Here is a 26,250-nt window from a genome sequence, read left to right on the forward strand (position 1 = left end):
AAGATTGGCGTGTTTAAGCGGCATTTGCGATTGCTTACTCGACGCTTCTGGGGGTTTATCCTCGGAAGCATCATTGCGTTTGCCGTCTTGGTTCAAATAGGTCGGCAGGCCTTCCCTTTGCTTAATGATTATCGCCACGTTATTGCCGACTCCCTTGGTGCTCAATTAGGGGTCGACGTAGAGCTCTTAGGTATAGCCGCCCAATGGAAGGGGTTGAAGCCGCAGATAGTGCTTGGTCAGTTGCAAATTAAAAATAATGATGGCCAAGAAATATTTCATGTTGATACCGCATTAGCAGAACTTAGCATCCTTGATAGTATTGCGCAGCGGGGCTTGGCTTGGCGCACCATCGTATTTGAGAATTTTTCCACTACAATTGAACAGCGCCAAGATAATAGCTGGGGCATTAAAGGTTATAGCGGTGGCACTGCAAATACGGAAAGCTCCTTTGCTTTTGATGACCCTCTAGATATTTTCTTATTTGGACGACGTGTAGAAATTCGTTCTGCTGAGCTAAATTTCGAGTTTTTAAATGGCAAAACTAGCCAGCTTGATATTCCTGTTATTTCACTTGAAAACGATCGTTTTTTTCATCGTTTGAGTGCAAACTTCAATTTGAATGACCAAGAAAGTTTACGTGTGGTTGTTGAAGGTTACGGTGACCCTCGTAACGAGCAGCGCTTTTCTGCGAGTGCTTATATTCAGCTTAAACAGATTCCCGTTGATGATATCTATGCAGCGCTTAAGAAGGTAGAGCAGCAGATCGCGGTTGAGGATCAAACTGGTGCTAGCGCCTTAGACAAGTTTGCAGATGATCGAGGCCAGGGTAAGTTAGACTTTGAGTTGTGGCTTGATGGCTCTCCCAAAGATGGGGTTTCTGCTAAGGGGCGTATTTCGCTGACGGGCCTGCCTCACGATATACAAAAGAATATTGCTTTACCTGAAAGTTTGACGGCCGATGTCAGTGGTTTTTGGCAGCGAGCAAAAGGCTGGAACTTAAGCTTGCAAGATATGTCCATTATTTTTTCAGGTGAGCCACTTCCTTTTGATACCTTTAGTTTTTACGGTAAAGATGCCAGCGTTGGCCTACGTATAGCGCATTTTAATATCGGTGATTTAAGTCAGCACTTTTTGAGGGCTAATGAAGGGCGTGATCACCCTGTTGTTAATGTCATCCGTTCGCTTAACTTAAGTGGGCAGTTAAGCGATGTGGATCTTGCTTACGTTGGCGAAGAGCGGGGCTGGTTTAATTTACGAGCACAGCTTAAAGACGGTTATTCAGCCGCTTTTATGGGTAGCCCAGAACTTAAAAATATCGATGGCTACGTTGAAAGTTCATTGTTTGGTGGTTTTGTAAATGCCGATATCCGCAACGAGCCTTTTAGTTTGTTTTTACCCAAGGTATTTGATCAAGCTTTTACCCTAGACAATGTTAAAGGGCAGCTGGCTTGGCGTGTGGATTTAGAACAGCGTAAAGCTTTTTTACATAGTGCCCAGCTCAGCTCTTTAACGGAAGATCGTTACGTTAGTGGCTTTTTCTCAATGGTTTTGCCTTTTTCTAGCGATGTGGGAGAGCCGAGTTTGGATTTGTCTATTTATGCTGATCGGGCTCCGGCAACAAGCTACTCTCAATATGTACCTAGGATGGTGCCAGATGAGCTAGATCGCTGGTTGGCATTGGCGATTCGTGACGGTCAAGCAAGCAACATTAATGTTTTTTATCATGGCTCGGTGTCTCTAAATCCTAAGCAGGCTGCTTTGTTTCAGCTTGATTTGGCAGTCGATAACGCCAGCTTAAAATTTGATGAGCACTGGCCAGAGCTCAGTGCTGTATCTGCGAAGTTAAGCTTGGATGACAATGTATTTAACGCTGAAGTTAGACAAGCTGAACTTGATGGTAATGATGTGAGTTATGCTCGTGTCAGTGTGGGTAAAAACGCTAAGGCTGTGCATGAGCTTAATGTGCAGGCCGATATTAATGGCGCGCTTACCGATGCTCAGGTTTTTTTATTGGATAGCCCTATTGCCGATTCTGTTGAAAGCTTTTTGTCCTCATGGCAGCTGTTGGGAAGGCACAAAAGCCGCTTTCATTTAACCCTGCCTTTTCAGAATATGGAACGAGATCTGGATTATTCTGTTAGCACTCAGCTTGTTGGTGCTGAATTATATATGCCAAGGCTCAATTTAAGGTATGAGGATATTAATGGTGCTTTCGCTGTTAATAAAAGTCACTTGGTTCAAGCTAAAGCTTTAACGGCTAAGCTTTGGGATAAGCCAATTTCACTCGGTATTCAAACGCATAAAGATCTGAGTGAGATGGATGTACATTTCACCGGTGAAGTAAATGTAGATGCTCTACAAGCATGGTCAAAGCGCCCCGAATTATTTGCTTTATCAGGAGATTTTTCTGTAAAGGGTTTATTGAATTTACCACTTTCTGAAAGTGCAAATACTGAGGGCTTAAACCTAGATCTTTCGAGTAACTTAAAAAATAGCAGTATCGATTTACCAGGAGCTTTAAAAAAAGAGGCTGGGGAAACTGGTTTGTTTGAGCTGTCTATTCAGCAGCTTGATTACGGTCTACGTTATCACTATCAACACAATAACCAGTTTGAATTGTTATTAGATAGTTATGATGCTGACCTTGCGGTTAATACCCAAGTGGTATCTGAGCATGCTCCGCAAGACTCTACAGCCTTGCATATAACTATTGGCGAAAGCTTGCCCGAGCAAGAGCGCTTAAAGCCGGGTCTATCGCTTATTACTGGTTATCTCGATGAAGTGAGTTACGAGCAGTGGAGTTCTTGGCTTGAGCGTTTATTAGAACAAGAGAAACGTTTTGACCCTGAAGAACAAGAGTCAGATGGCTTCCAAGCTCGTATAGAGTTGAATGTCGGTAACTTTGTTTTTGCTGATTTAAGCATGCCTAGTGTGGCATTAAATATAGATGGTAATAATCGGCGTTGGCGCTTTGAGGGGAAAAGTGAGCAGTTTGATGGCGCGGTGACGCTACCTTTAGGTGATGGGCCCCTACTATTAGACTTTGACTACTTAAGTGTTTATGAAGGCGAGCACGGCAGTTTAAGCGCCGCGGATGAATTTAGTGATTTTGATTTAGATGAGCCTCGTGTTAGCGCCTTAAGTGATTTTGACTTGAGTTCAGTTGCAGCGATGCAGGTAAGCATTCAAGAGTTACGTATGCATGATCAAGATTATGGTCACTGGTTCTTTGATGTAGTGCCAATAGAGCAAGGTTTACGTTTTGAGTCGATTGAGGCTGAAGTGCGTCACTTAAAAATTGGGGCCGCTCAGGGAGGGCAGTTTATCTGGACGAAAGACGAGCAAGGCCAGCACCACAGCGCATTAACCGCTCGAATTCAAACCGAAGATGTAGGTCAAGCATTGGAGGCCTGGGGGCAGGAGCGAATGCTTGAGAGTCGCTTAGCTTGGTTTGATTTAGATGTAAGCTGGAGTGCCGAGCCGGATATGCCGCAACTGGAAATACTTAACGGTAACTTAGAGCTTGAATTGCATAAAGGTAGCTTTATTCGAGGCGCTGATGCTGGGGAAAATCCATTATTAAGGCTTATTGCTTTGTTTAATTTTGATACTTTTGCAAGGCGCCTGCGTTTGGATTTCTCTGACCTTGCAGCTAAAGGTTTTGCTTATGATAAAGTTCACGCAAAAATGCGTTTTAATGAAGGTTTGGCGAGCTTAGATGAGCCTATGCTAGTAGAAAGTAGCTCTTCAAAAATGCGTATGGCTGGTGATATAGATATTGTTAATGAAACCTTAGATACGGAGCTGGCTGTTACCCTTCCGGTTGCAGGTAATATTGTTGTTGCCACAGCTTTTCTTGCAGGTCTGCCCGCAGGGCTTGGGGTATATGTTATCAGTAAGATGTTTAGTAAGCAGGTCGATAAAGCATCCAGTATTAGCTACAGCGTTCGCGGGGCTTGGGAAGACCCGAAAATTAAAGTGTTAAAAGTCTTTAATGACGATGTAGAAAATAAACCCAGTAAGGCTGAGCATGAAGTTCGTACTGAGACTAAATTTGATACTGGTAATACTAAAAGCACAATGGAATCTGAGCTTAATAAACATGGTGAAGGCTCACCAGAAAATAGATCAATGATCTCTCGTACTGAGCTTCTTCAGTAGTTTAGTAATTCTATTTTGTTGTGTTTGATACTGCGCTAAACCGAGTGCGCTGCTATGTTTATATTTTTGAGCACTCGGTCGGACTAGATCAGCTTGGTTTAGATTGATTTGTAGTTTTAAGCTTCAGCTAGCACTTGTTGTACGAGCTTAAATAGTTTGCGTGCATTGGCTGGTGGCTTGTTTTGGCTTTTATCTTTTTGCGCATTGCGTAATAAGTTTCTTAACTGCTGGCGGTCGCAGTTTGGAAATTGGCTCACAAACTCGTTAAAAGCCTCATTGCCTTGATCGATTAGGCGCTCTCGCCATTGCTCCACAACATGTAACTGTCGAGTTGTTTTGTGGCGCTCTTGTTTGATGCTTTCTAAGCTGGCTTTTAACGCTTCTCCTGCATCCTCCTCTTTACGAATGAGCTTGCCAATAAATGAGGCTTGGCGTTTTAATGCGTTTTTATGGGTGATGCGGCGGTATTCATCAATCGCGTAACGCAGCTCTTCACTCATCGGCACAGTGTCGAGAATCTTTTTCGGTAGCTCGGCAAGCTCAAGGCCTAGTGCTCTGAGCTCACGCATGTCACTTTTTATCTCGGTTTTACTTTTATAGTCGGGGTCGTCCCAAAAATCGTCTTCGGTCATGCTGTTTGTCTTTTGTTGGGCTTAGGCGTAAAAAATAGTCGCTAAACCTAGGAATGAGAGGAAACCAATCACATCGGTAATGGTGGTTAAAGTGACCCCTCCGGCCAAGGCTGGGTCTATTTTCATAGCTTTTAAGATAGAGGGTAGTACTGCTCCGGCAAGCGCTGCAACTAATAAGTTAATGACCATTGCGGCACCGATAATGACGGAGATGATAGGGTCTTGAAACCAAAAACCAGCGATAATGCCCATAATCGTAGCCCAGAGTAGGCCGTTAATCATGCCTACCCCTAGCTCTCTGTTAATTAGCCATTTTAAATTATTGGAGCCAATTTGGCCTGTGGCCATACCCCGTATCACCATAGTTAGGGTTTGGGAGCCTGCTACGCCCCCCATGGAGGCAACAATGGGCATTAGCACTGCTAGAGCTACGACCTTGTCGATAGTACCTTGGAAGAGGTTGATCACCGATGATGCAAGTAGAGCTGTTATTAAATTAATTCCCAGCCACATCGCTCGGCGAGGGGTGCTTTTCCTGACTGGTGCAAAGGTATCTTCATCTTCATCGAGGCCCGCCATGCTCATTAAGCTGTGATCGGCTTCGTCACGAATAACATCAACCACGTCATCAATGGTAATTCGGCCTAGAAGTTTGCCTTTTTCGTCAACAACGGGGGCTGAAATCCAGTCGTGTTGTTCGAATAGCTTAGCGACTTCTGCGTCGGCCATATCGGCGCGGATCGCGTTTTCATCGGTGACCATGACTTCCCGCACAGTGGTGTTTGGGTCTGTTGTCAGTAGGGTCGCTAAAGGTAATAGGCCTAAGTAATCATCTTTGCGGTTAACAACAATAAGCGCATCTGTTGAAGGGGGTAATTCTGGGTGCAAGCGCAAATAACGCAGTACCACATCGAGAGTAAAACGCGGGCGAACCGTAATAGTATCTGTGTTGGTTAGGCCGCCTGCAGTGTCTTCGGCATAGGGTAGAACTTTTTCTACGCGTTCGCGGTCTTGGTTGTCCATCGCGCCGAGCACTTCTTGAATAACTTGCTCAGGCAGTTGTTGCAGGATGTCTACCACATCATCCGTTTCGAGACCTTCGGTTAACTCGGCAATGTCCTCGGCTTCGATATTGTTTAGGTAGCTGCTGCGTATATCTTCGGGTAGCTCTTCGAGTACTTCACCGAGTACATTTTTATCAACTAGGTCCCAGATTAGGGCGCGTGACGCTGGTGGGGCGGAAGAGAGCAAGCGGGCAATCTCTACAGGGCGCAAGCCGTTGACCATTTGGCTGAGCTGCCAAGTGGTGCCTTGGCCGAGTAACTGCTGTACTCGCCCTAGATGTGCCTGAGTCTGATTGTTCAGCTCTTCAGCCTGCTGCATAGATCTTATTCGTCTTCGTCAAAGCGGTTGTTGATTAAGCTGCAAAGACCCTTCATGGCCTTTTGCTCGTCTTTACCATTACAGCGAATAGTAAGCTCACTGCCTTTGGCTGCGGCCAAAAGCATCAGTGACATGATGCTTTTACCATCAATTGATTTGCCATCAAATTCGACTTCGATATCTGCCCCATATTGTTTTGCTGTATTTGCAAACTTTGTGGCCGCTCGGGCGTGTAAACCGAGCTTGTTAATAATTTGAATTTGTTGTTCCTTCATGGCTTTCCTTTATCGGACCGGCGCCATATATTTTGCGCTGAGTTGGCGGTGGCGAGTCTGAACATTTTTATAGTTGTCGCGCAGGCATGCAGCAATGTGCTCGCTAAGGAATACACTGCGGTGCATGCCTCCGGTGCAGCCAATTGCTATGTTGATGTAACTGCGGTTATTGTCTTCAAAGCTAGGAATCCACTTCCGAGCAAATGATTCTATATCGGCAGCCATTTGCTGCACGGGATCTTGGTCTTTTAAAAAGTTGATGACGGGTTGTTCGAGCCCTGAATAGCCTCTAAGTTCTGCTTGCCAATAGGGGTTGGGTAAGCAGCGCACATCAAACATAAAGTCTGAATCTACAGGTACGCCAAATTTAAAGCCAAAAGAAGTCAAGGTGATCGCAATGCCGTCACGCTCATTGTCGATGAGTTGACGTTTAACGGCACTGCGTAGTTCGTGTAAGTTTAGGTTGCTGGTGTCAATGGTGACATCTGCCAGTGCTGCTATGGGGGCAAGGATTAAATCCTCACTGCTGATCGCTTCGTGCAAACCTGTGTTTTTGTTACTTAGTGGGTGTTTGCGGCGCGTTTCGCTAAAGCGGCGTAATAAGACTTCTTTGCCTGTATCTAGATAGAGTATACGGAAGTTGTCGGAGTCTTTTTTAAGTGACTCAAGTAAGCTTGGCAGCACACTTAGGTCGCCATCAATATTGCGCGCATCAATGCCAATGGCAAGGCGTGCAGTGTTGGGGTTGTGAGCCTTGCGTATTTGTTCAGTAAGGGCAGGTAGCAGGCTCAGCGGCAAATTGTCGATGCAGGTGTAACCCTCATCCTCTAACAGGTTGAGCGCGGTTGTTTTACCTGAGCCGGATCGGCCGGATATCACCAAAATTTGCATAGTTAGGGCTCATTGCTCAGTGGCGGCGAGATAAAGTTCTTGTGCACTGTTTGCTTGGCGCAAGTGTTTTAAGTAGTCCTCGTTTTGCAATGCAGAAGCAATGGCCGCGAGGTTCTCTAAATGGTTCTGTTCACTGTTCTCGGGGGCGACCATAGCAAAAACAACATCAACAGGCTGTTGGTCGATCGCATCAAAATCAATACCTTGGTCCAAAGTAAATACTGCAAGCATCGCTTCATCGGTATCAAAGCGGCAGTGTGGGATTGCAACACCGTCGCCAATGCCTGTGGAGCCTAGTTTTTCTCTGGCAACAAGTTGGCTAAATAGCGTATTGGCATCCACGCCGTATTGTTCACCTAGTGTTTGAGCTACTTTGTCGAGTACGCGTTTTTTGCTGACACCTTCAATACGTGCCGCGCAGAGTGTTTCTGATAGAACGTTTTTAATCCACATAAACTTAGAATAATAAGATTGCTATTATGTTAATTGCTTGCGTTCGTTTGATGGCGGAATACTGAGAGATTCTCGGTATTTAGCTATCGTACGGCGAGCAACCTTAATACCCTGCTCTTCAAGCAGGGCTGTCATTTTCGAGTCGCTAAGCGGTTTGCGGGTATTTTCCGCCGCTACTAATTTTTTAATGATGGCACGAATGGCGGTGGATGAGCATTCACCTCCACCTTCAGTGGCAACGTGACTAGAAAAGAAGTATTTCAATTCAAAAATACCCTGAGGGGTATGCATGTACTTTTGAGTCGTTACACGGGAAATAGTCGACTCATGCATGCCGACGATTTCTGCTACATCATGAAGTACCATCGGCTTCATCGCCTCTGGGCCAAAGTCTAAAAAGCCCTGCTGTTTTTCTACGATGCAGGTTGCGACTTTAAGCAGGGTTTCATTGCGGCTTTGCAGGCTTTTAAGAAACCAGCGTGCTTCTTGCAGGTTGTCTCGAATAAAGGTGTTGTCGGCACTGCTGTCAGCACGTTTGACCATCGATGCGTAATCCGAATTGATACGAATTTTGGGTGCGATATCTGGGTTGAGGCTAACGGTCCAGCGCTGTTTTTCTTTTTTAACAAAGACATCGGGAACAACGTATTCGGTTGATGAGGTGTCGATGCTATCGCCAGGGCGAGGGTTAAGCGCCTGAATGATGGCTATGACAGCTTGAAGTTCAGGTTCTTTGATTTTTAGTTTGCGCATTAAGGTCTTGAAGTCGCGACTACCAAGCAGGGGAAGGTAGTTGACGATGAGTTCACGCGCTTTACTGATCTCTGGTGTATCTTGTTTTAGTGCATTGAGCTGGATAAGTAAGCAGTCACTTAAGTCTCTTGCTGCAACACCTGGGGGGTCAAATTGTTGCACTCGGTGTAGGACGGCGATGACCTCATCTTCTTCTAAGTCTTCAAGCTCGGTACTTAGGCCCTCAAAGATGTCTTCGATGCTTTGCTCAAGCATGCCGCTATCGGCAACGGCATCAATGATTGCTTCTGCAATCAATAGGTCACGGTCGCTCATTGGAGTGAGGTTGAGCTGCCAGAAAAGGTGGTCACCAAGGCTCTCTGTACCACCGCGTCGGCTCTCTAAGTCGTAATCTTCTTGATCGTTACGCGCTAGTCCCGTGTTACTAAACGAGTTGGCTTGGTAAACGTCGTCCCAGCTGGTGTCTACGGCGAGGTCGGTTGGAATGTCATTACTCCAATCGCCTTCCGATAAGCCATCGCTGGCATCGCCTTCGTTGACTGATTTCTCATTAGCTTGATGGTCAGCTTCACTGCTGTTGTTTGCTTTGTTCTCTTCCGGATTATTTTTGTTTGACTCATCTGAGCTACTGCTGCTTTCTTCTACTTCGTTTATTTCGAGTAAAGGGTTGCTTTCAAGGGCTTCTTGAATTTCGGCTTGTAGGTCAAGAGTAGAAAGTTGCAGCAAGCGAATGGCTTGTTGTAACTGAGGGGTCATCGTTAGCTGATGGCCCATCTTTAACTGGAGAGATTGCTTCATAGGCGACTACTTATGTTGCTCTGGGGCCCGTAAACGCTCTGCGCTATTGGGTTTGGTAACTTAGCTAAGTTTAGTATTCCCTTAGCTTCAGGGCAACGCTTTTAAGCAGATAACAAAGCAATCTTTATGCCGAATGTGCTTGCCAATTGCTCTGCCATCGACTAGGCCTGCAGCAAGAGGTTGGTTTTAGAGTGTAAAGTGCTGGCCTAGATAGACTTCACGTACTTTTTTATTGCTCAAAACCGTAGCGGAATCACCTTCGGCGAGTATTTGGCCTTCGGAAACGATATAGGCTTTTTCGCAAATATCGAGCGTTTCACGCACATTGTGATCGGTGATTAAGATGCCAATATTTTTTGCTTTGAGTTGCAAAATGATGTCTTTGATATCACTGACCGAGATCGGGTCAACGCCGGCAAAGGGTTCGTCAAGCAGAACAAAATTTGGCTCGCTGGCCAGTGCGCGTGCAATTTCTACTCTGCGGCGCTCACCACCACTTAAGGCCATGCCTTGGCTGTCTTTGATGTGGGTAATGTGAAACTCTTCGAGCAGCTCTTGTTGTTTGTCTTTGCGCTGCTGTTTGCTTAGTTCTTTACGGGTTTCCAAAATCGCACTGATGTTTTCAGTCACAGTGAGTTTGCGAAATACGGAGGCCTCTTGGGGTAAGTAACCAAGCCCTGTGCGCGCGCGTTTGTGCATCGGCATGTGGGTGATTTCTTGCTTATCGATAAAGACTCTGCCGTGATCGGGTTTAACGATACCTGCGATCATGTAAAAGCAGGTGGTCTTACCCGCGCCGTTGGGGCCGAGCAGTCCAACTACTTCGCCGGAGCTTACTTGCATGCTGACATCAACAATAACTTTGCGGCCTTTATAGCTTTTGGCCAAATGCTGTGCTTCTAATATGGGCATGTTATTGCGCTGAATTTTCTTCTGGTTGTTGCTCGGCTGCGTCTTGTTCTTGTTGCAGGGCTTTAGGCGGGATAATCATTTTCACGCGTTTTTTCTCGTCACTGCCTTCACTGAGGCTGCTTGCTTTAACAAGGGCTTGTTTTACATCGTACTCAATTCGATTGCCGCTTAAACTTGCGCCTTCTTGGTCCAGTGTTGCGTCACCTTCAAGGATAAGGCCTTTATTGTGGATATCGTAATCAAGCTTTATGGCTCTGGCTGTGACAGGTTCTGCGCCAACACTTGGTGTCTGCTGAAAGTGAGCTGGGCGACCTGTGGCTAGTACTCGGGTGGCTTTTTCTGCATTACCAAAAATAATCACGTCATCCGCTTTAATAAGCATGCTGCCCTGCTGCATGGTAACGGAGCCAGAATACGTGAGTGTATTCTTTAGCTCGTCATAAACAAGGCTCTCAGCTTCCAGTTCCAGGTCTTTCTCTGCATCGTCGGGAAGGGCGAGGCAGGCGCTGGCGATGGCACAAAGGCCAAGTAAGAATAGAGGCCGTGTAGCTTTGCTCATGGATTTATTTTCTCGGGGCTGTGTAAGCCCTTTACTTTACTTTTAAGTGTGATCTTACGCTGTTGTAGATCGGCGATCATTCCTACAGCACTGACCTTACCAAGCGGGCTGACGATTGTAACAGGCTTGTTGGTGTACGCTAGTTTTTGCTCTGGCTCAAAAATAAGCTCTTGAGTATGCATAACGGTGTGCATGTTGTTGAGGTCGGTATGCTGGGCGATGACGTCTTCGCTCATGGTAATGATGCGTTCGTTGCTTACATGCGCTTTTTGAGCCTCAATTTCCCAAGGGTTGGTTTGGCCTACAAACTCAATTATTGGCTTTTTTGCGGTGCTATAACTACTCGCTTCTTCATCGTTGGGGCGGTAGTGCTTAAGTTCTGCAGCTTTAAAGGTGTAACTTAGGCTGCCGTCTTCATTAAAGTATTGAGTGTCGGTATCGCGAGCCACTGCATAGGCGCTGATTTTGGCGTTGGTCTCTTGTTCGACCTCGCCCAAAATGCTGCTAGTACTATCGCTAAAAATAAGCAGTGCGCCAACCGCAATTAGCAAAGCCGCGGCGTAAAATGAGAACTTATAGACTGACATAAGGTGCGAGTGCTTTTTCGTAATTGCCTTGCGCGATCATAAGCATGTCGCAGGCATCTCTAACGGCACCATCGCCACCGCGACGGGTGCTGATCCAATCAGCCATTTCTTTTACTTGCCAGTGGGCACTGCAAAGGCTTAGCGCTAGGCCAACACGAGTCATAACGTGTAGGTCGGGCCAGTCATCGCCCATGTGGGCAATGTTTTCGAGTTCGCAAGGGAATTGCTTGAGTATCTCCTGCAGTGCAACGAATTTATCTTCGCGGCCTTGTATTAACAGTTTGATGCCGAGTTCATTGGCGCGACGCTCAACGATGGCACTTTTTCTGCCGGTAATAATGGCAACTTCAACACCACTCTTTTTTAGCTGTTTGAGGCCTTGGCCATCTAAGGTGTGAAAACACTTAGTTTCTAGGCCGTTGTTATCAAAATAGACCTTGCCGTCGCTTAATACTCCATCGACATCAAGTACAAGTAGTTTGATTTTTTGAGCTTTCGCAAGCAGCTCTGTGTTTTTTAATACTGTTTTAGGCATGTTTTTTCTCAATAAATTCCGGCACGTAACAGGTCGTGCATATGTAATACACCAACGGGGTTGTTGTGATCATCTGCTACGACAAGGGCGGTGATTTTATATTGTTCCATGAGGTGCAGTGCTTCGGCGGCCAGCAGGTTTTGATTTACCGTGCGCGGTGAAGCGGTCATGACTTCGCTCATGCTTGCTAGGTTTAGGTCGAGCTTGCGAGCAACAACACGGCGCAGGTCGCCATCGGTGAAAATACCGGCAAGGCATTGTTTCTCATCGACGACAGTCGTCATACCAAAGCCTTTACTGGTCATTTCAGTTAGGGCTTCGCTTAATAAGCTGTTGAGCTGCACCTGAGGCAGGTCGTCGCCCCCGTGCATAATATCTTTGCAGCGCAGTAATAACTTTCGACCAAGGGCGCCACCGGGGTGAGAAAAGGCAAAATCTTCAGGGCTGAAACCGCGAGCTTCGAGCAGTGCTACCGCAAGCGCATCTCCCATAACCAGAGTTGCAGTGGTGCTTGAGGTTGGAGCAAGGTTGTGCGGGCAGGCCTCTTCTTCAACGCTCACATCTAGGTTGACGTCAGCAAATTCGGCAAGTGGGCTGCTTTGTTTACCGCTCATGCTGATAAAGCTTACGCCCAAGCGTTTAAACATCGGGATGAGGGTGATCAGTTCATTGGTTGAGCCGGAGTTGGATAGGGCAATAATCACATCTTCGCGAGTGATCATGCCAAAATCCCCATGACTGGCTTCGCCCGGATGAACAAAAAAAGCGGGAGTGCCGGTGCTTGCTAAAGTGGCAGCAATTTTATTGGCGATATGACCGCTTTTGCCCATGCCGGTCACAATGACTCGGCCTCGGCAAGCGAGAATAAGCTCACAGGCACGTACAAAATCATCACTTATGCGGTCGATAAGCTGGGCTACGGCCTGGCTCTCTTTAAGAATGGTTGTTCGGCCGCTGTTGATTAGATTTTGGGAGGTCATAGACTTAAGCGCTCACACTATTCTGATACAAGATGTAAATGTAGGCGGCGTAGCTTATCAGTAGGATGCTACCGGCGACACGCCCGAAGCCTGGCTTTTTGTTCGGGCTCAATTTGTTGCGGCTTAATAGCGCGTAGACAACAAATACGACTAGCAGCAGGGTTAAGCCAAGCATATAAAGGTAGTCTCGGCTGAAGACCGTTGAGTCATATGTCAGGGGTGCAATAATGCCTGGAATCGACATAACAGCGAGTAGGTTAAAAATGTTTGAGCCGATGATATTACCTAGTGCTATGTCGTGGTGGCCCTTGAGTGCGCTTACTACGGAGGCCGCCAGTTCGGGTAGGCTAGTACCGATGGCAAGTACGGTTAAGCCTATGATTAAAGGGCTTACCGAGAAGTGAATGGCTGTTGTTTGTGCCCCCCAGATAAGGATTTTTGCGCTCAGAATTAGCAGGATTAAGCCAAATGAAAACCAGAAAATAGCAGCGCCAATAGCCATGGGCTCGACACCTTCTTGCTCTTGTTCCATTTCTTTGGCACTTAAGTCGTGGCTTTTACTCCAGACCATATAGGCAAGGGCGGGTATTAAGGCGAGTGCAAGAATCCAGCCTTCGCTGCGACTAAGCGTGGCGTCACGTAAAAACCAACCTGCCAATAAGGTGATGAGTACTAAAATGGGCAGCTCATCTTTGAGGATGTGTTTTTGCACAGGAATGCGTGCCACAAGCGCGGTGATGGCAAGCACTAAGCCGACATTGGCAATATTGGAACCGATGGCATTGCCGATAGCGATATCACCGGAACCATCCAGTGATGCATTTAAGGAGACCAATACTTCAGGCGCTGATGTGCCAAGAGAAACAATGGTCAAACCTATGAGCATCGGTGCTAGGCCAAAGTTAAGTGCAAAGGCAGCGGCGCCTGCAACAAAGCGGTCGGCTGACCAAATAAGCCCGCCAAACCCTAAGAGGATGGCGACGGCAGCAATATAAATAGTTGGGATACTGTCAAGCAAGGAGCTGTGTCCTGATGTTTCTAAGTTTAAGGTGGCGCCATATTACTGCTGCCATCGGCCTTTGTCAGCTTGAGAAAGTTAAGCTCGACCCAATATAGGCTTTATTCGTGTGCCGCAAGCGTTACAATGCTGGCGGAACTTATATGAAGGGCGGCGCTCTTAGTGTCGTTCGAATGTTATTAGAGGATTTTTTTGTGCAACGTTTACACCATATTTTAGTTTTGCTGTGTTGTTGGCTGTCGGTCTCGGTTTTTGCCAATGAGCTAGCGCCAGAGCCGAGCCCTGCAGAGGTGGTGGAGTCGGTAACTAGCAAATTGTTAAGTGTTGCAAAAAACAATACCGAGCTTCTAAAAAGCTCGCCTGATCAGTATTTTGCGCTTGTAAGGTCTGAGCTTGAGTCTTCGGTTGATTTTGAAAGCATTGCTAAAAACGTGATGGGCAAGAAGTATTGGCTGTCGGCTACCGAAGAGCAGCAGAAGCAATTTGTTGAAGTGTTTACCAATAGCCTTGTAGAAACTTACGGTAAGGGTATGGCTAACTTTGCTGATTTAGATATCTCGATCGAAAGCTCCCGCCCTTCGGAAAAGTCTGATAAGACCCAGTACGTTGTTCAAAGTGTAAAAACCGACAGCGGCTCCAGCAAGATTGTTTATACCATGCGCAATGTAGACTCTGTTTGGATGTTGCGAAATGTGACTTTAGATGGCGTTAACCTTGGCAAGACCTTTCGCTCTCAGTTCAATCAGGCTGTAAAAGATGCCGATAACGATCTGGGCTTGGCGATCAATAGTTGGGGCCAAGAGGCTAAGTAATGGTGGCTTTTGCATTCGCTTGTCAAAACGAATGCGCAAGATGGGGTTTTTTATTAGAATGGTCGGATTTGCCGTCGTAACTATTGTAAAAGGCCCCGCATGCAAGTTGAAGAAATTAAGGCGCTTATCGAAGCGTCACTCCCTGATAGTACCGTTGATGTTCAAATAGACGGTTCACACGTCGCGCTCAATGTTGTTAGTACTGCTTTTGAAGGTTTAAACGCCGTTAAAAAGCAGCAGCTCGTCTATGCTGGTCTACAAGATGTTATTGCAAGTGGTGCCATTCACGCTGTGCATATGAAAACCTTCACTCCGGCAGAGTGGCAAGCGCAAAGCGCTTAAGGCCTTTTCATGGATAAATTGTTAATCACTGGGGGCGCTCAGCTCAGCGGTGAAATTTGGGTTTCTGGCTCTAAGAATGCCGCTTTGCCTATTTTGGCTGCGACTTTATTGGCAACTACACCAACGAGTCTAAGTAACCTCCCTCACCTTAATGATGTTACTACGATGCTTGCGTTGCTGCGCTGCATGGGAGTGGATATCACTATTGATGAAAAAATGAATGTTGAGGTCGATGCCAGCGACATTACTGAATATGAAGCGCCTTATGAGTTAGTTAAAACCATGAGGGCTTCCATTTTGGTGTTGGGGCCTTTATTGGCTCGCTTTGGCAAGGCCGATGTTAGCTTTCCTGGTGGTTGTGCCATCGGTAGTCGTCCTGTTGATATTCATCTGCGTGGTTTAGAGGCGATGGGGGCAAGTATTGAAATCGATGGTGGCTATATTCGTGCTCGTGCCCCAGAGGGTGGTTTGCGTGGTGCTCACTTCTTGATGGATAAAGTCACTGTTGGTGGTACGGAAAATCTACTTATGGCTGCGGTGCTGGCAAAAGGCACAACCATCTTAGATAACGCGGCTAAAGAGCCTGAAATTGTCGACCTGTCTAATTGTTTGGTTGCCATGGGCGCCAAAATTAAAGGCATTGGCAGTGATCGGCTTGAGATTGAAGGTGTTGAGTCTTTGTCTGGTTGCACGTACTCCGTTATGCCCGATCGTATTGAGGCTGGTACTTATTTGGTGGCTGCGGCTGCTACTCGAGGCTCGATCAAGCTTAAAGGCACTGATGCAGAAAGTATGGAAGCCGTGCTGATTAAGCTGCGAGAAACGGGCGCTGCTATCGATATTGGTGACGATTATATTAGCCTTGATATGCATGGTAAGAAGCCAAAAGCGGTGAGTCTAAGAACGGCGCCTCACCCGGCTTTTCCAACGGATATGCAAAGCCAGTTTATGGCTATGAATGCTGTGGCTGATGGGGCTTCGACAATTACTGAAACGATTTTTGAAAATCGTTTGATTCAGGTGCACGAGCTGAATCGTATGGGCGCTAATATTGCTCTAGAAGGAAATACTGCGTTGGTTGAGGGGGTGGAAAAATTAAAAGCAGCCCCTGTGATGGCGAGTGATTTACGAGCCTCAGCGAGCTTAGTGATTGCGGGTTTGCTGGCTGAGGGGGAAACCTTGGTTGATCGTATTTATCATATCGACCGCGGTTATGAATGTATTGAAGAAAAAATGCAGCAGCTTGGCGCAAAGATTCGCCGAGTAGCCGGCTAATAGAGATTATTACTATGTCAGCTCTGACTATTGCTCTTACCAAAGGGCGTATATTGAAAGAAACTTTACCTCTGCTTGCGGCGGCCGGAATCGAACCTTTAGAGGACATCAGTAAAAGTCGTAAATTGACTTTTGAGACAAGCTCTCCTGATGTGCGCCTGCTTATATTGCGTGGTTCGGATGTGCCGACTTATGTCGAATTTGGCGCTGCCGATATTGGCGTAGCAGGAAAAGACACCTTGCTTGAGCACGGCGGCAAAGGTTTTTATGAGCCTTTAGATTTGCGTATCAGTCGTTGCCGTCTGATGACTGCGGGTATGGTGGGTAAAAGTACGCCAGTTGGGCGTATGAAAGTGGCTACCAAGTACGTTAGCCTTGCCAAGCAGTATTACGCAGAAAAGGGCCAGCAGGTTGATATAATCAAGCTTTACGGTGCGATGGAATTAGCTCCCTTGATGGATTTGGCCGATGAAATTGTCGATATCGTTGATACGGGCAATACCTTGGTTGCCAATGGCCTTGAGCCCCGTGAAGAAATTGCCACTATTAGCTCTCGTCTAATTGTTAACAAGGCCTCCCTTAAGATGAAGCACCAAAAAATTGAAGCATTTATTGACGCGGTAGCGGGTGTTGTTCGTGAGCGTGAAGCTGAGCTAGAAAAGGCCTGAGGTGAGTGTGAGTCAATTAGTGCGTCGTTTAAATGCTGAAGAAGAGGGGTTCAATTCCGCTTTAGATCAACTGCTTGCCTGGGAAGAGGAGCAAGAAGAGGGAGTGTTGGCAACGGTTAAGCAGGTGATTACTGATGTAAGAAAGCGCGGTGATGAGGCCTTGCTTGAGTATACCAATCGCTTTGATCGTCAGAGCTTGTGCAGTGCTGACCAGTTGGTTTTAGATGCTGCTGCAATAGATGCTGCAGCGGCACGCATTCCTCAAGAGCAGTACCGTGCGCTTGAACTGTCGGCTGAACGTGTGCGTGCTTACCATGAGCATCAGCGTACAGAAAGCTGGCGCTACACCGAAGCCGATGGCACCGTCCTAGGTCAAAAGGTGACTGCTCTTGATCGCGTTGGTTTATATGTGCCTGGTGGTAAAGCGGCCTACCCTTCATCGGTGTTGATGGCGGCTATTCCGGCTAAGGTTGCGGGAGTTCCTGAGGTTGTGATGGTTAGCCCTACGCCTGATGGTAGGGTTAATGATGTTGTTTTGGCTGCGGCTAAAGTTGCCGGCGTTGATAAGGTCATTTGCATTGGTGGGGCTCAGGCGGTTGCGGCGCTTGCTTATGGGACCAAAACGGTGCCAGCTGTTGATAAGATTGTTGGGCCTGGCAATATTTATGTTGCCACGGCTAAGCGTGAAGTTTTTGGTGTTGTTGATATTGACATGATCGCAGGACCTTCTGAGATTCTTGTTGTGTGTGATGGTCATACAGATCCTGATTGGATTGCGATGGATCTATTTTCTCAGGCCGAACACGATGAGCTTGCGCAGGCCATTCTTATTTCCTCTGATGCAGCTTTCTTGGCTGAGGTTGAGGCCTCGATTGCCAAGTTATTGCCGACCCTTGATCGCAGTGATGTTGCAGCACAATCTTTACGTGACCGAGGTGCCTTAATTCAGGTTGCCGATCTTGAGCAGGCGATGCATCTTGTCAATAGAATCGCTCCTGAGCATTTAGAGTTAAGTGTGGAAGACCCCGAAGCTTGGTTGGGTCAGATTCGTCATGCGGGGGCTATCTTTATGGGGCGTCACAGCTCTGAAGCCTTGGGTGATTATTGTGCCGGTCCTAATCATGTCTTGCCTACTTCGGGTACTGCACGTTTTTCTTCCCCGTTGGGCGTCTATGACTATGTAAAGCGTTCGTCGATTATCTTTTGCTCAGAGCAGGGGGCCTCAGACCTGGGTAAAATAGCATCGACCTTGGCGCGCTCAGAGTCTCTTGAGGCTCACGCTAGGTCAGCGGAATACAGAATTAAAGAGTGAGTCCGAAGCCCGCGTTAGCGGGCTTTTTATTGGCGCTAAGACGGGGCTTATTTGGCCTTCTCTGGTGCGCGACCGAGCGTAACATTAATAAGCTTGGTTTGTTTTCCTCTGACTATGCCTAGTGAGGCGGTGTCGCCAGGGCGTAGATCTGCAAACTCTTGAATGGCATCGGCAATGCTGTCGATGCTGTGTTCATTAAAACTCACCACGACGTCTCCAGGGATAAGCCCGGCGATATCAGCAGGGCCTCCTTGATAGGTGTCGGTAATCAATACGCCGTTTTCGACCTGCAGGCCGTAATCGTTGATAATCTTAGGGGTGATATTCAGCGCGCCAACACCTATCCAGCCACGTACAACTTTACCGTGCTCAACGAGGTCGGTAACGGTTTTGACGGCCCTGTCTACAGGAATAGCAAAACCAATGCCGCTGGCATCACCGAGAGTGGTATGCCGTAAGTCACTGATGTTGATACCCAATAAACGACCTTTGGCGTCTACTAGAGCGCCTCCGCTGTTACCTGGGTTGATGGCTGCATCGGTTTGAATAAAGTTTTCAAAGCGAGCGATGTTTAGACCTTTGCGGCGGGTCGCACTGACGATGCCTTGGGTCACGGTTTGGCCTACGCCAAATGGATTGCCAATGGCTAAGACAATGTCGCCGATACGAGTTTCATCAGACGAGGCAATTTCAATGGCCTGCAAGTGTTGAAGGTCGATTTTTAATACGGCAACGTCGTCATCCTCACTGACGCCAACAATTTGTGGAATTGCTTCGCGGCCATCCTGTAAGGCTACGCGAATTTTATGAGCCCACTCAATGACATGGGCAGCGGTAACGATATAACCATCTTTACTGACAATAACGCCTGAGCCTGTACTTGGTGTTATGCGGCGCTGTTTGCCATTATCAAAGCGGCCTGTGACGGGGTTGTAGCGTTCGTTGTTGGTTGGGGTTGAGCGCAGCGTGTAGATGTTAACAACTGAGGGGGCGGCCTTAGCGACGGCGTCAGCATAGGTCCAAGCTTGAGGGCTGGCGCTGCTGTCATTTGTGGATTTGAAGTACTGCGGGTACAGCAAACTCAGAAGTCCAGCCATGGCGAGGCCCGCAAGGATAGGGCCGGCGACAAAGCGGTATAAGCTAATGAGTCTGCTCATAAGTTGCCCTGCTAGCTTGTGCGTACGCTAGTGGCTTTTGGTATCTCGTTTTCAAATTGCTCTAGACCGTATTCTTCACTTAAAGTGCCTGTTTGGCCGGCTGGCTTTGGGGCCCAGTCTCGAGGTGGTTCAATGTGTTGTTCTTCCAGTTGCTCTGGGGTATCTAAGCCAAGGCTCTCATCGCCGGCACTTAGCATGCTTTGGGTTATTTCGGCATTGGTCAGCTGCAGGGCGCCTGTGGCTAAGTGATCGTGTACGCTTTTGTAGCTCTGGGTAAGGTTGTTAACAAGTTGAGCTGTCTCGGCAAAGTGCTGAGCAACATCGCGCTGGTATTGGTCTAGCTCCTTGCGGCTGTTGTTTAGGTTCTCTTCAAGCTGCTTTTGCTGCTCTGGTGGGAATATGCTGCGGCTGATGATGGCGCCAAGTAAGCCGCCAAGGCAAAAGACAATAGCGCTGACCATAATTAATACTTCTAACGAGAACACTCTAAGCCTCCGTGGGCAAATAAAAGAAACGGCTGTATATGTATGATACATAAATTCGGCCGTTTTATATGGACGCAGCGGTAAAATTTGCTAAATTGCGCGCCCAAGCTCCTAAGTAAGCTATGAAAAGGTTAAAACATGGGCAATTCGAGTCCTTTGCAGCGCTACCAATATGACATTGAACATCACAACTTTGAACGCGATGCAGCGCAAGAGCGCGCAGTGTTTTTGTTGGATGGGCTCTGTACTCGATTAGTTGCAGTGCAGTCTCAGCCTTTAAGTCTAGCTGAAAAGTTATTGGCCAAATTTATAGAGCCGAAGCGACAGCCTGAAAAAGGCTTGTACTTTTGGGGGGGGGTTGGTCGAGGCAAGACCTACCTTATGGATTTGTTTTTTGATGCGCTGCCGTTTGAGCAGAAGCTGCGTACGCACTTCCACCGATTTATGCGTTCTGTGCATATGGAGCTCAAGCAGTTAAAGGACTGCAGTGACCCGCTTGAACTGGTCGCCGAGAAGTTCGCTAAGCAGTATCGGGTTATTTGCTTTGATGAGTTTTTTGTTGTCGACATCACGGATGCGATGATCTTAGCTAATTTACTTGATGGCTTGTTCAGGCGTGGTGTCACTTTGGTGGCTACTTCAAACATCGTTCCTCGTGGCTTGTATGAAAATGGCTTGCAGCGTGCCAGATTCTTACCTGCGATTGCCTTGTTAGAGCAGCATACAGATGTTGTTAATGTGGATGGTGGCACAGATTATCGTTTGAGAGCCTTAAAGCAGAGCGAGCTGTACTACAGTCCTTTAACTGATGAAACCGACAAGGCGCTAGATCGTTGCTTTCATGCACTTGTTCCGGCTGATGAGCATGTGAATGTTAATTCTTTGCTTGAGGTTGAGGGGCGAGAGCTACAGGTTCGTTTAGAGGGGGATGGCGTTGCTTGGTTTGACTTTTATGCCCTGTGTGACGGGCCTCGTTCCCAAAATGACTATATTGAGTTGGCGCGTGAATATCATACGGTGCTGTTATCGGCCGTGCCTTGTTTTAATGAAAGGAATGATGATCAGGCGCGTCGCTTTATCTATTTAGTTGACGAATTTTATGATCGTAACGTAAAACTCATTATAAGTGCTGAGGCCCCCTTTCTGGAGCTGTACTTGGAGGGGCGTTTGAGTTTTGAGTTTGAGCGTACTCAAAGCCGCCTGCAAGAGATGCAAAGTGAGGAGTATTTGGCTCTGCCGCATAAGGGCTAGGTGTGTATTTATTGAATTGTAGGGGATGTGTAAAATCTGCTTGAATTCTGATCACTTAGTCAGTAGAATCCGCGCTCCTTGAATTAGGGTCTAATTTGGACCCGCGTTATTTATTGGTACCATCCGTAGGGCAACATAACATGAAGACTATTAGTGCCAACCCTCAAACAGTCAAACAAGACTGGTTCGTTGTTGATGCTACCGGCAAGACATTGGGTCGTCTTGCTGCGGAAATCGCACATCGACTGCGTGGAAAGCATAAACCTGAATTCACTCCTCATGTAGATTGCGGCGATTACATCGTTGTAACTAACTGTGAGAAAGTGGCCGTTACTGGCAACAAGGCTAAGAACAAAATTTACTACCGTCACACAGGTTACATTGGCGGTATTAAAGAAATTAGCTTTGAAAAGTTGATCGACAAAGCGCCTGAGCGTGCTCTGCAAAATGCTGTTAAAGGCATGTTGCCGCGTGGCCCTCTTGGTCGTGCGATGTTCAAAAAGCTTAAAGTCTATGCCGGTGATCAGCATCCTCATGCTGCTCAACAGCCACAAGAATTGAATATATAAGGGGCGCTAAACAATGGCTGCAGAAACTTATTACGGAACTGGTCGTCGTAAAACTTCGACCGCTCGTGTTTTTATCACGAAAGGAACTGGCGCTATCGTTGTTAACGGTAAGCCTGTTGATGAATACTTCGGTCGTGAAGTTGCTCGTATGATCGTGCGTCAGCCGCTTGAAGCGACTGATCACAGTGAAGGCTTTGACGTTAAAGTAACGGTTAAAGGCGGTGGTAGCTTCGGTCAAGCCGGTGCTATTCGTCACGGTTTAACGCGTGCACTTATGGCATATGATGAAGCGCTTCGTCCAACTCTTCGTGAAGCGGGTTATGTGACTCGTGACAGTCGTGAAGTTGAGCGTAAGAAGGTTGGCTTGCGTAAAGCACGTAAGAAGCCTCAGTTCTCAAAGCGTTAATTCGTTTTGTGCTTCAAAAAAACCCAGCTATATGCTGGGTTTTTTTATGCCTGTTGTCTTTAGGTGTGAGTGATTTGATAGGTGAAAATGCGGTCTATAGCTTGCGGCTTGCCTATCTCTTTGACGCACTTTTGTGGGTGCTCACCCAGGGTTTTTGGCGTTTTCCTGAGGCTTGTATTTGAAAATTGCTTTTCTGTATTTTTATTGATGCTTTCTTGGTTTGTTTGTTAGTGCTTACAATCTCTGCACGGCTTGGTTCTTGTGGGTTTTATCTAATTCCTTGTGTTATTTAGGGAAAAACTATAATATAGCGGCCAAATTTGGGTGGCTGCGCCTATAAAAACAATACGTAGTTTCATAAACGCTCAAGTATGGCTTCGGTTCTCGGGGCTATAGTCTTCTTAAGCGCGGTCCGGCGGGAAGTTCGGATTGCAAAAGATATTTACAAAAAAATAGGGGAGATCTACCTCGTGAGTAATGATGGTGTAAATAACAGCCGTCGCAGAGTGCTTACTGTGATGACGTCGGCTGTTGGTGCCGTTGGCGCTATTGGTGCCGCAGTGCCTTTTGTGGGTTCATGGAACCCTAGCGCAAGGGCGAAAGCTGCTGGTGCTCCGGTCGAAATCAATATTAGTAAGTTGGCTCCCGGCGAAATGGTCACGGTAGAGTGGCGTGGTAAGCCTGTTTATGTGGTGCGTCGTACCCCAGAAGCATTGGCAAATCTAACTAAAATTGAGTCTCGTTTACGCGACCCAATGTCTGAAAAGTCGACCCAGCCTGCTTATGCTCAAAATGAGTATCGCTCCATCAAAGAAGAGTACCTTGTGCTACTTGGTCTTTGTACTCATCTTGGCTGTGCGCCAACTTATCGTCCAGAAGTAGGAGCCGAAGATTTAGGTGGTGCTGAGTGGTTAGGTGGTTTCTTCTGCCGTTGTCACGGTTCTAAATTTGATCTCGCTGGTCGTGTGTTGCAGGGCGTGCCTGCACCTATCAACCTCGAAGTTCCCCCTTATAAATATGTAAGCGATGATGTCATGATCATCGGCTTGGATCAGGAGGCTTAGTCATGGGTAATTTGCTTACTGGGCTGTGGAATTGGGTCGACGAGCGTCTTCCTGTGCAGCGTGCTTGGGATACGCACATGGGCAAGTATTACGCGCCCAAGAATTTTAACTTTTGGTACTTTTTTGGTGTGCTTTCCATCTTGGTACTGGTCAACCAGTTATTGACCGGTATTTGGTTGACTATGCACTACGCTCCGACGGCCGCTGATGCTTTTGCTTCAGTTGAGTACATTATGCGTGATGTACCTTATGGCTGGATCATTCGCTACCTACACAGTACGGGGGCATCGGCATTCTTTATTGTGGTTTACCTGCATATGTTCCGTGGTTTGATGTACGGTTCTTATCGTGCACCACGCGAGTTGGTGTGGATCTTTGGTATGTTTATCTACCTGATCCTTATGGCTGAAGCCTTCTTGGGTTATGTATTACCTTGGGGCCAAATGAGCTACTGGGGCGCTCAGGTTATTGTAAACCTCTTTGGTGCGATTCCTTGGGTTGGTGATGCCTTGGTTGAGTGGATCCGCGGTGATTACTTGATCTCTGAAGCAACACTAAACCGCTTCTTTGCCTTACATGTCGTTGCTTTGCCAATCGCCTTGCTTGGCCTTGTGGTTATGCACATCCTAGCTTTGCATGAAGTTGGTTCTAACAACCCTGACGGTGTTGAGATTAAGAAGAATAAAGATGAAAACGGTATTCCTCTAGACGGTGTGCCTTTCCACCCTTATTACACTGTTCATGACTTGGTTGGTGTAACTGCCTTCTTATTTGTTTTCCTTGGTATTGTTTTCTTTGCGCCAGAAATGAACGGTTACTTCCTTGAGTTTGCAAACTTCGAAGCGGCAAATAACTTAAAGACGCCTGAACACATTGCCCCTGTATGGTACTTCACCCCGTTCTACGCGATTTTGCGTGCGGTAACTGTCGACTTAGGTGGTGTGTTTACCTCTAAGTTACTTGGTTTTATTGCTATGGGCGCGGCGATTGTTGTCTTGTTCTTCCTTCCTTGGTTGGACAAGAGCAAAGCAAAAAGTGTTCGCTACAAAGGCTGGTTGCCTAAATTGATGCTGATCTTGTTTGCTTCGACCTTTGTTATCTTGGGCAAGCTTGGTCTCGACTCACCTTCAAACGATAAGACTTTGTTAAGCCAGATCACCACGGTGTTCTACTTTGTGTTCTTCTTTACTATGCCGGTATGGACCAGCGCAGGTAGCAAGAGCAAGCTTGGCATGGGGCTTTCAATTGTTCTGGGTCTGATGATTTTATATATGACCTTGCTCTCTGGTTTGGGTGTACGCGGCGCTATGGCTGGCGGTGAGTCGGTTAATATTCTCTTGACAATTTATGGCCTGGGCTTGGGTGTTTTAACTATTGCTCTGCCTTGGTTGGCTGAGCGTGATGCTGAGAAGCCTGTACCAGAGCGTGTACAGATGAAAGGTTTGAGCAAGTTACTTGTTTGGATCGGTTTTGTTGGTTTCTTGTTGCTTGCTATTGTTCCGTTGAAAGCTGTGGCCGCCGGTGGCGGTGGTTGTGGTTCTATTCCTTGTGATCACTTTGAAGCTGATTTGGATGACAAAGAGAGTTTGCAGCGCGGTGCACAGTTGTTTACTAACTTCTGTATGGGCTGTCACAGCGCCAACTTCAGTCGCTTTGAGCGTGTTGCTGATGACTTAGATATTCCTCATCAGCTTATGTTGGATAACCTAGTTTTTGGTGATCAAAAGATCGGTGAGTTGATGCACATTTCTATGGCTCCGGAGAAGAGTAAGAAGTGGTTTGGTGCAACTCCTCCAGATTTAACTTTGGTTGCCCGTGCTCGCTCAACTGACTGGCTTTATACCTTCTTACGTAACTTCTACGCGGACGAGAGTCGCCCAACGGGTGTAAACAACAAGGTGTTTGCCAATGTTGGTATGCCTCACGTATTGATGGAGCTTCAAGGCCTGCCTCGCTGTGCGCCTGGCCCTCATCGTGACAGTCACGGTAAAGTTGAGCGCGATGCGCTTGGGGAGCCGGTACTGGTCGAGTGTGGTTCTTTGGAGGTTAGTGATGTTAAAGGTAAGATGGATAAGGCGCAGTACGATGCCGCAATCTATGACCTTGTGAACTTCCTGACTTACTTGTCTGAGCCGGCTGCAATGAGCCGCCCTACAATTGGAATCTACGTTTTCCTTTTCCTATTTGTATTGATGATTTTTGTTGTTCTTCTGAACCGCGAGTATTGGAAAGATATCCATTAAGTTCTGCGGTCTGATTCAAACCCGACCTTAAGGTCGGGTTTAACTTGATTAAATTTATAGAGGTTTAGTAATGGCAGTTGTAACCAAGCGTTCATCCATGACTTACTTTTCGGATGGCAGTGATCACTACAGCCATCGTGTTCGTATAGTATTAGCTGAAAAAGGCGTTACTGCAGATATTGTTGAAGTTGATCCAGCTAACCTCCCTGAGGAAGTGCAAGAGAGCAACCCTTATGGCACCTTGCCGGTGCTTCTTGATCGTGAGTTGGCTTTGTATGAAACTCACGTAATGATGGAGTATTTAGACGAGCGTTTTCCTCATCCGCCATTGTTGCCGGTTTATCCTGTAGCGCGTGCTGAGAGCCGCCAGTTTATGTACCGTATTGAGAATGACTGGTGTCCTTTGGTGAAAACCATCACTGCGGGTAAAAATAAAGAAGCTGTTGCCGCAGCTGCCAAAGAGCTAAAAGATAGTTTGACGACTATTGCTCCAATTTTTGCAGAAAAGCCTTTCTTTATGAGTGAAGAGTTCTCATTGGTTGATACTTGCTTGGCGCCGATTTTATGGCGTTTGGAAGCTTTTGGTATCACCATTGCTCGTACTCGTCAGACGGCTGCATTACTTGAGTATATGGACCGTTTGTTTGAGCGTGAGTCATTCAAGGAGAGTCTCAGCGAAGCTGAACTCGAGATGCGCCACGGCTATTACAGCGTTAAAGCTTAAGGAAT

26 protein-coding genes are annotated in these 26,250 nt (G+C 46.9%); 12 read left to right on the forward strand and 14 right to left on the reverse strand.

The window, feature by feature from the left end:
- The first annotated feature begins 9 nt into the window (after nt 1-9).
- Nucleotides 10-4,161 carry a YhdP family protein gene (locus tag AB1S55_RS08490; protein WP_370981378.1) on the forward strand — a complete coding sequence of 1,384 codons (4,152 nt, stop codon included), beginning with the start codon at nt 10-12 and terminating at the stop codon, nt 4,159-4,161.
- A 116-nt stretch (nt 4,162-4,277) separates the two neighbouring features.
- Here the strand turns inward: AB1S55_RS08490 and yjgA are convergent, their stop codons facing one another.
- The 12 genes from yjgA to AB1S55_RS08550 form a co-directional block, all read right to left on the reverse strand.
- Nucleotides 4,278-4,793, reverse strand: coding sequence for a ribosome biogenesis factor YjgA (gene yjgA, locus AB1S55_RS08495; protein WP_370981379.1), 516 nt, complete (start codon nt 4,791-4,793; stop codon nt 4,278-4,280).
- 21 nt (nt 4,794-4,814) lie between these two features.
- Nucleotides 4,815-6,176, reverse strand: coding sequence for a magnesium transporter (mgtE, locus tag AB1S55_RS08500; RefSeq protein WP_370981380.1), 1,362 nt, complete (start codon nt 6,174-6,176; stop codon nt 4,815-4,817).
- A 5-nt stretch (nt 6,177-6,181) separates the two neighbouring features.
- A complete protein-coding gene (locus tag AB1S55_RS08505; protein ID WP_370981381.1) occupies nt 6,182-6,451 on the reverse strand; it encodes an HPr family phosphocarrier protein in 270 nt (89 codons plus the stop codon).
- Between the two features lie 9 nt (nt 6,452-6,460).
- Complete coding sequence (rapZ, locus tag AB1S55_RS08510; RefSeq protein WP_370981382.1) at nt 6,461-7,342, reverse strand: RNase adapter RapZ; 882 nt, start codon at nt 7,340-7,342, stop codon at nt 6,461-6,463.
- Between the two features lie 9 nt (nt 7,343-7,351).
- A complete protein-coding gene (locus AB1S55_RS08515) occupies nt 7,352-7,795 on the reverse strand; it encodes a PTS sugar transporter subunit IIA (RefSeq protein WP_370981383.1) in 444 nt (147 codons plus the stop codon).
- A 24-nt stretch (nt 7,796-7,819) separates the two neighbouring features.
- Nucleotides 7,820-9,346 (reverse strand): RNA polymerase factor sigma-54, encoded by a 1,527-nt coding sequence (locus AB1S55_RS08520; RefSeq protein ID WP_370981384.1) that lies wholly within the window; start codon nt 9,344-9,346, stop codon nt 7,820-7,822.
- A gap of 186 nt (nt 9,347-9,532) precedes the next feature.
- Entirely contained in the window at nt 9,533-10,258 is a 726-nt protein-coding gene (gene lptB, locus AB1S55_RS08525) for an LPS export ABC transporter ATP-binding protein (RefSeq protein ID WP_370981385.1), read from the reverse strand.
- A 1-nt stretch (nt 10,259) separates the two neighbouring features.
- Nucleotides 10,260-10,817, reverse strand: coding sequence for a lipopolysaccharide transport periplasmic protein LptA (gene lptA / locus AB1S55_RS08530; protein ID WP_370981386.1), 558 nt, complete (start codon nt 10,815-10,817; stop codon nt 10,260-10,262).
- On the reverse strand, nt 10,814-11,404 hold the full coding sequence (lptC, locus tag AB1S55_RS08535; protein ID WP_370981387.1) for an LPS export ABC transporter periplasmic protein LptC: 591 nt from the start codon (nt 11,402-11,404) through the stop codon (nt 10,814-10,816). Before lptC ends, lptA begins: the two co-directional genes overlap by 4 nt.
- On the reverse strand, nt 11,391-11,939 hold the full coding sequence (locus AB1S55_RS08540) for a KdsC family phosphatase (protein ID WP_370981388.1): 549 nt from the start codon (nt 11,937-11,939) through the stop codon (nt 11,391-11,393). Before AB1S55_RS08540 ends, lptC begins: the two co-directional genes overlap by 14 nt.
- A gap of 8 nt (nt 11,940-11,947) precedes the next feature.
- Nucleotides 11,948-12,919 (reverse strand): SIS domain-containing protein, encoded by a 972-nt coding sequence (locus AB1S55_RS08545; protein WP_370981389.1) that lies wholly within the window; start codon nt 12,917-12,919, stop codon nt 11,948-11,950.
- 4 nt (nt 12,920-12,923) lie between these two features.
- Nucleotides 12,924-13,937, reverse strand: coding sequence for a calcium/sodium antiporter (locus tag AB1S55_RS08550; protein ID WP_370981390.1), 1,014 nt, complete (start codon nt 13,935-13,937; stop codon nt 12,924-12,926).
- 107 nt (nt 13,938-14,044) lie between these two features.
- On the opposite strand from AB1S55_RS08550, the gene AB1S55_RS08555 reads away from it, so the two are divergent.
- The 5 genes from AB1S55_RS08555 to hisD all read left to right on the forward strand — a co-directional run bounded on the left by AB1S55_RS08555 (nt 14,045) and on the right by hisD (nt 18,346).
- On the forward strand, nt 14,045-14,749 hold the full coding sequence (locus tag AB1S55_RS08555) for a phospholipid-binding protein MlaC (protein ID WP_370981391.1): 705 nt from the start codon (nt 14,045-14,047) through the stop codon (nt 14,747-14,749).
- Between the two features lie 99 nt (nt 14,750-14,848).
- The gene (locus AB1S55_RS08560; RefSeq protein WP_370981392.1) at nt 14,849-15,091 is read left to right on the forward strand and encodes a BolA family protein; all 243 of its coding nucleotides are present in this window, start codon (nt 14,849-14,851) and stop codon (nt 15,089-15,091) included.
- Between the two features lie 9 nt (nt 15,092-15,100).
- Nucleotides 15,101-16,366: a UDP-N-acetylglucosamine 1-carboxyvinyltransferase gene (murA, locus tag AB1S55_RS08565; protein WP_370981393.1), complete on the forward strand. Its 1,266-nt coding sequence runs from the start codon at nt 15,101-15,103 to the stop codon at nt 16,364-16,366.
- Nucleotides 16,367-16,380: 14 nt separating this feature from the next.
- Complete coding sequence (gene hisG, locus AB1S55_RS08570) at nt 16,381-17,034, forward strand: ATP phosphoribosyltransferase (RefSeq protein ID WP_370981394.1); 654 nt, start codon at nt 16,381-16,383, stop codon at nt 17,032-17,034.
- A gap of 1 nt (nt 17,035) precedes the next feature.
- Entirely contained in the window at nt 17,036-18,346 is a 1,311-nt protein-coding gene (hisD, locus tag AB1S55_RS08575; RefSeq protein ID WP_370981395.1) for a histidinol dehydrogenase, read from the forward strand.
- 47 nt (nt 18,347-18,393) lie between these two features.
- Here the strand turns inward: hisD and AB1S55_RS08580 are convergent, their stop codons facing one another.
- The gene (locus AB1S55_RS08580; RefSeq protein WP_370981396.1) at nt 18,394-19,503 is read right to left on the reverse strand and encodes a S1C family serine protease; all 1,110 of its coding nucleotides are present in this window, start codon (nt 19,501-19,503) and stop codon (nt 18,394-18,396) included.
- Nucleotides 19,504-19,514: 11 nt separating this feature from the next.
- The gene (locus AB1S55_RS08585) at nt 19,515-19,988 is read right to left on the reverse strand and encodes a YhcB family protein (protein WP_370981397.1); all 474 of its coding nucleotides are present in this window, start codon (nt 19,986-19,988) and stop codon (nt 19,515-19,517) included.
- A 138-nt stretch (nt 19,989-20,126) separates the two neighbouring features.
- Between AB1S55_RS08585 and zapE the strand changes: the two genes are divergently transcribed.
- From zapE to AB1S55_RS08615, 6 genes are all read left to right on the forward strand, one after another.
- Entirely contained in the window at nt 20,127-21,239 is a 1,113-nt protein-coding gene (gene zapE / locus AB1S55_RS08590; RefSeq protein ID WP_370981398.1) for a cell division protein ZapE, read from the forward strand.
- 140 nt (nt 21,240-21,379) lie between these two features.
- Nucleotides 21,380-21,808, forward strand: coding sequence for a 50S ribosomal protein L13 (rplM, locus tag AB1S55_RS08595; protein ID WP_370981399.1), 429 nt, complete (start codon nt 21,380-21,382; stop codon nt 21,806-21,808).
- 13 nt (nt 21,809-21,821) lie between these two features.
- Nucleotides 21,822-22,214 carry a 30S ribosomal protein S9 gene (rpsI, locus tag AB1S55_RS08600; protein ID WP_370981400.1) on the forward strand — a complete coding sequence of 131 codons (393 nt, stop codon included), beginning with the start codon at nt 21,822-21,824 and terminating at the stop codon, nt 22,212-22,214.
- A gap of 470 nt (nt 22,215-22,684) precedes the next feature.
- Nucleotides 22,685-23,278, forward strand: a complete 594-nt coding sequence (gene petA / locus AB1S55_RS08605; protein WP_370981401.1) for a ubiquinol-cytochrome c reductase iron-sulfur subunit — start codon at nt 22,685-22,687, stop codon at nt 23,276-23,278.
- Nucleotides 23,279-23,280: 2 nt separating this feature from the next.
- The gene (locus tag AB1S55_RS08610) at nt 23,281-25,521 is read left to right on the forward strand and encodes a ubiquinol-cytochrome c reductase (RefSeq protein ID WP_370981402.1); all 2,241 of its coding nucleotides are present in this window, start codon (nt 23,281-23,283) and stop codon (nt 25,519-25,521) included.
- A 70-nt stretch (nt 25,522-25,591) separates the two neighbouring features.
- Nucleotides 25,592-26,245, forward strand: coding sequence for a glutathione S-transferase N-terminal domain-containing protein (locus AB1S55_RS08615; protein ID WP_370981403.1), 654 nt, complete (start codon nt 25,592-25,594; stop codon nt 26,243-26,245).
- Nucleotides 26,246-26,250: the final 5 nt, after the last annotated feature.

The sequence above is a fragment of the Agaribacterium sp. ZY112 genome, assembly GCF_041346925.1.
GTDB lineage: Bacteria > Pseudomonadota > Gammaproteobacteria > Pseudomonadales > Cellvibrionaceae > Agaribacterium.

What these genes read in the sequence shown, in the direction of transcription:
- AB1S55_RS08615 (WP_370981403.1), top strand. Translation starts at nt 25,592, where the DNA reads ATGGCAGTTGTAACCAAGCGTTCATCCATGACTTACTTTTCGGATGGC.
- rplM (WP_370981399.1), top strand. Translation starts at nt 21,380, where the DNA reads ATGAAGACTATTAGTGCCAACCCTCAAACAGTCAAACAAGACTGGTTC.
- mgtE (WP_370981380.1), bottom strand. Translation starts at nt 6,176, where the DNA reads ATGCAGCAGGCTGAAGAGCTGAACAATCAGACTCAGGCACATCTAGGG.
- rpsI (WP_370981400.1), top strand. Translation starts at nt 21,822, where the DNA reads ATGGCTGCAGAAACTTATTACGGAACTGGTCGTCGTAAAACTTCGACC.
- AB1S55_RS08520 (WP_370981384.1), bottom strand. Translation starts at nt 9,346, where the DNA reads ATGAAGCAATCTCTCCAGTTAAAGATGGGCCATCAGCTAACGATGACC.
- AB1S55_RS08560 (WP_370981392.1), top strand. Translation starts at nt 14,849, where the DNA reads ATGCAAGTTGAAGAAATTAAGGCGCTTATCGAAGCGTCACTCCCTGAT.
- lptB (WP_370981385.1), bottom strand. Translation starts at nt 10,258, where the DNA reads ATGCCCATATTAGAAGCACAGCATTTGGCCAAAAGCTATAAAGGCCGC.
- murA (WP_370981393.1), top strand. Translation starts at nt 15,101, where the DNA reads ATGGATAAATTGTTAATCACTGGGGGCGCTCAGCTCAGCGGTGAAATT.
- AB1S55_RS08545 (WP_370981389.1), bottom strand. Translation starts at nt 12,919, where the DNA reads ATGACCTCCCAAAATCTAATCAACAGCGGCCGAACAACCATTCTTAAA.
- rapZ (WP_370981382.1), bottom strand. Translation starts at nt 7,342, where the DNA reads ATGCAAATTTTGGTGATATCCGGCCGATCCGGCTCAGGTAAAACAACC.
- AB1S55_RS08515 (WP_370981383.1), bottom strand. Translation starts at nt 7,795, where the DNA reads ATGTGGATTAAAAACGTTCTATCAGAAACACTCTGCGCGGCACGTATT.
- lptA (WP_370981386.1), bottom strand. Translation starts at nt 10,817, where the DNA reads ATGAGCAAAGCTACACGGCCTCTATTCTTACTTGGCCTTTGTGCCATC.
- yjgA (WP_370981379.1), bottom strand. Translation starts at nt 4,793, where the DNA reads ATGACCGAAGACGATTTTTGGGACGACCCCGACTATAAAAGTAAAACC.
- AB1S55_RS08610 (WP_370981402.1), top strand. Translation starts at nt 23,281, where the DNA reads ATGGGTAATTTGCTTACTGGGCTGTGGAATTGGGTCGACGAGCGTCTT.
- hisG (WP_370981394.1), top strand. Translation starts at nt 16,381, where the DNA reads ATGTCAGCTCTGACTATTGCTCTTACCAAAGGGCGTATATTGAAAGAA.
- lptC (WP_370981387.1), bottom strand. Translation starts at nt 11,404, where the DNA reads ATGTCAGTCTATAAGTTCTCATTTTACGCCGCGGCTTTGCTAATTGCG.
- AB1S55_RS08580 (WP_370981396.1), bottom strand. Translation starts at nt 19,503, where the DNA reads ATGAGCAGACTCATTAGCTTATACCGCTTTGTCGCCGGCCCTATCCTT.
- AB1S55_RS08505 (WP_370981381.1), bottom strand. Translation starts at nt 6,451, where the DNA reads ATGAAGGAACAACAAATTCAAATTATTAACAAGCTCGGTTTACACGCC.
- AB1S55_RS08540 (WP_370981388.1), bottom strand. Translation starts at nt 11,939, where the DNA reads ATGCCTAAAACAGTATTAAAAAACACAGAGCTGCTTGCGAAAGCTCAA.
- zapE (WP_370981398.1), top strand. Translation starts at nt 20,127, where the DNA reads ATGGGCAATTCGAGTCCTTTGCAGCGCTACCAATATGACATTGAACAT.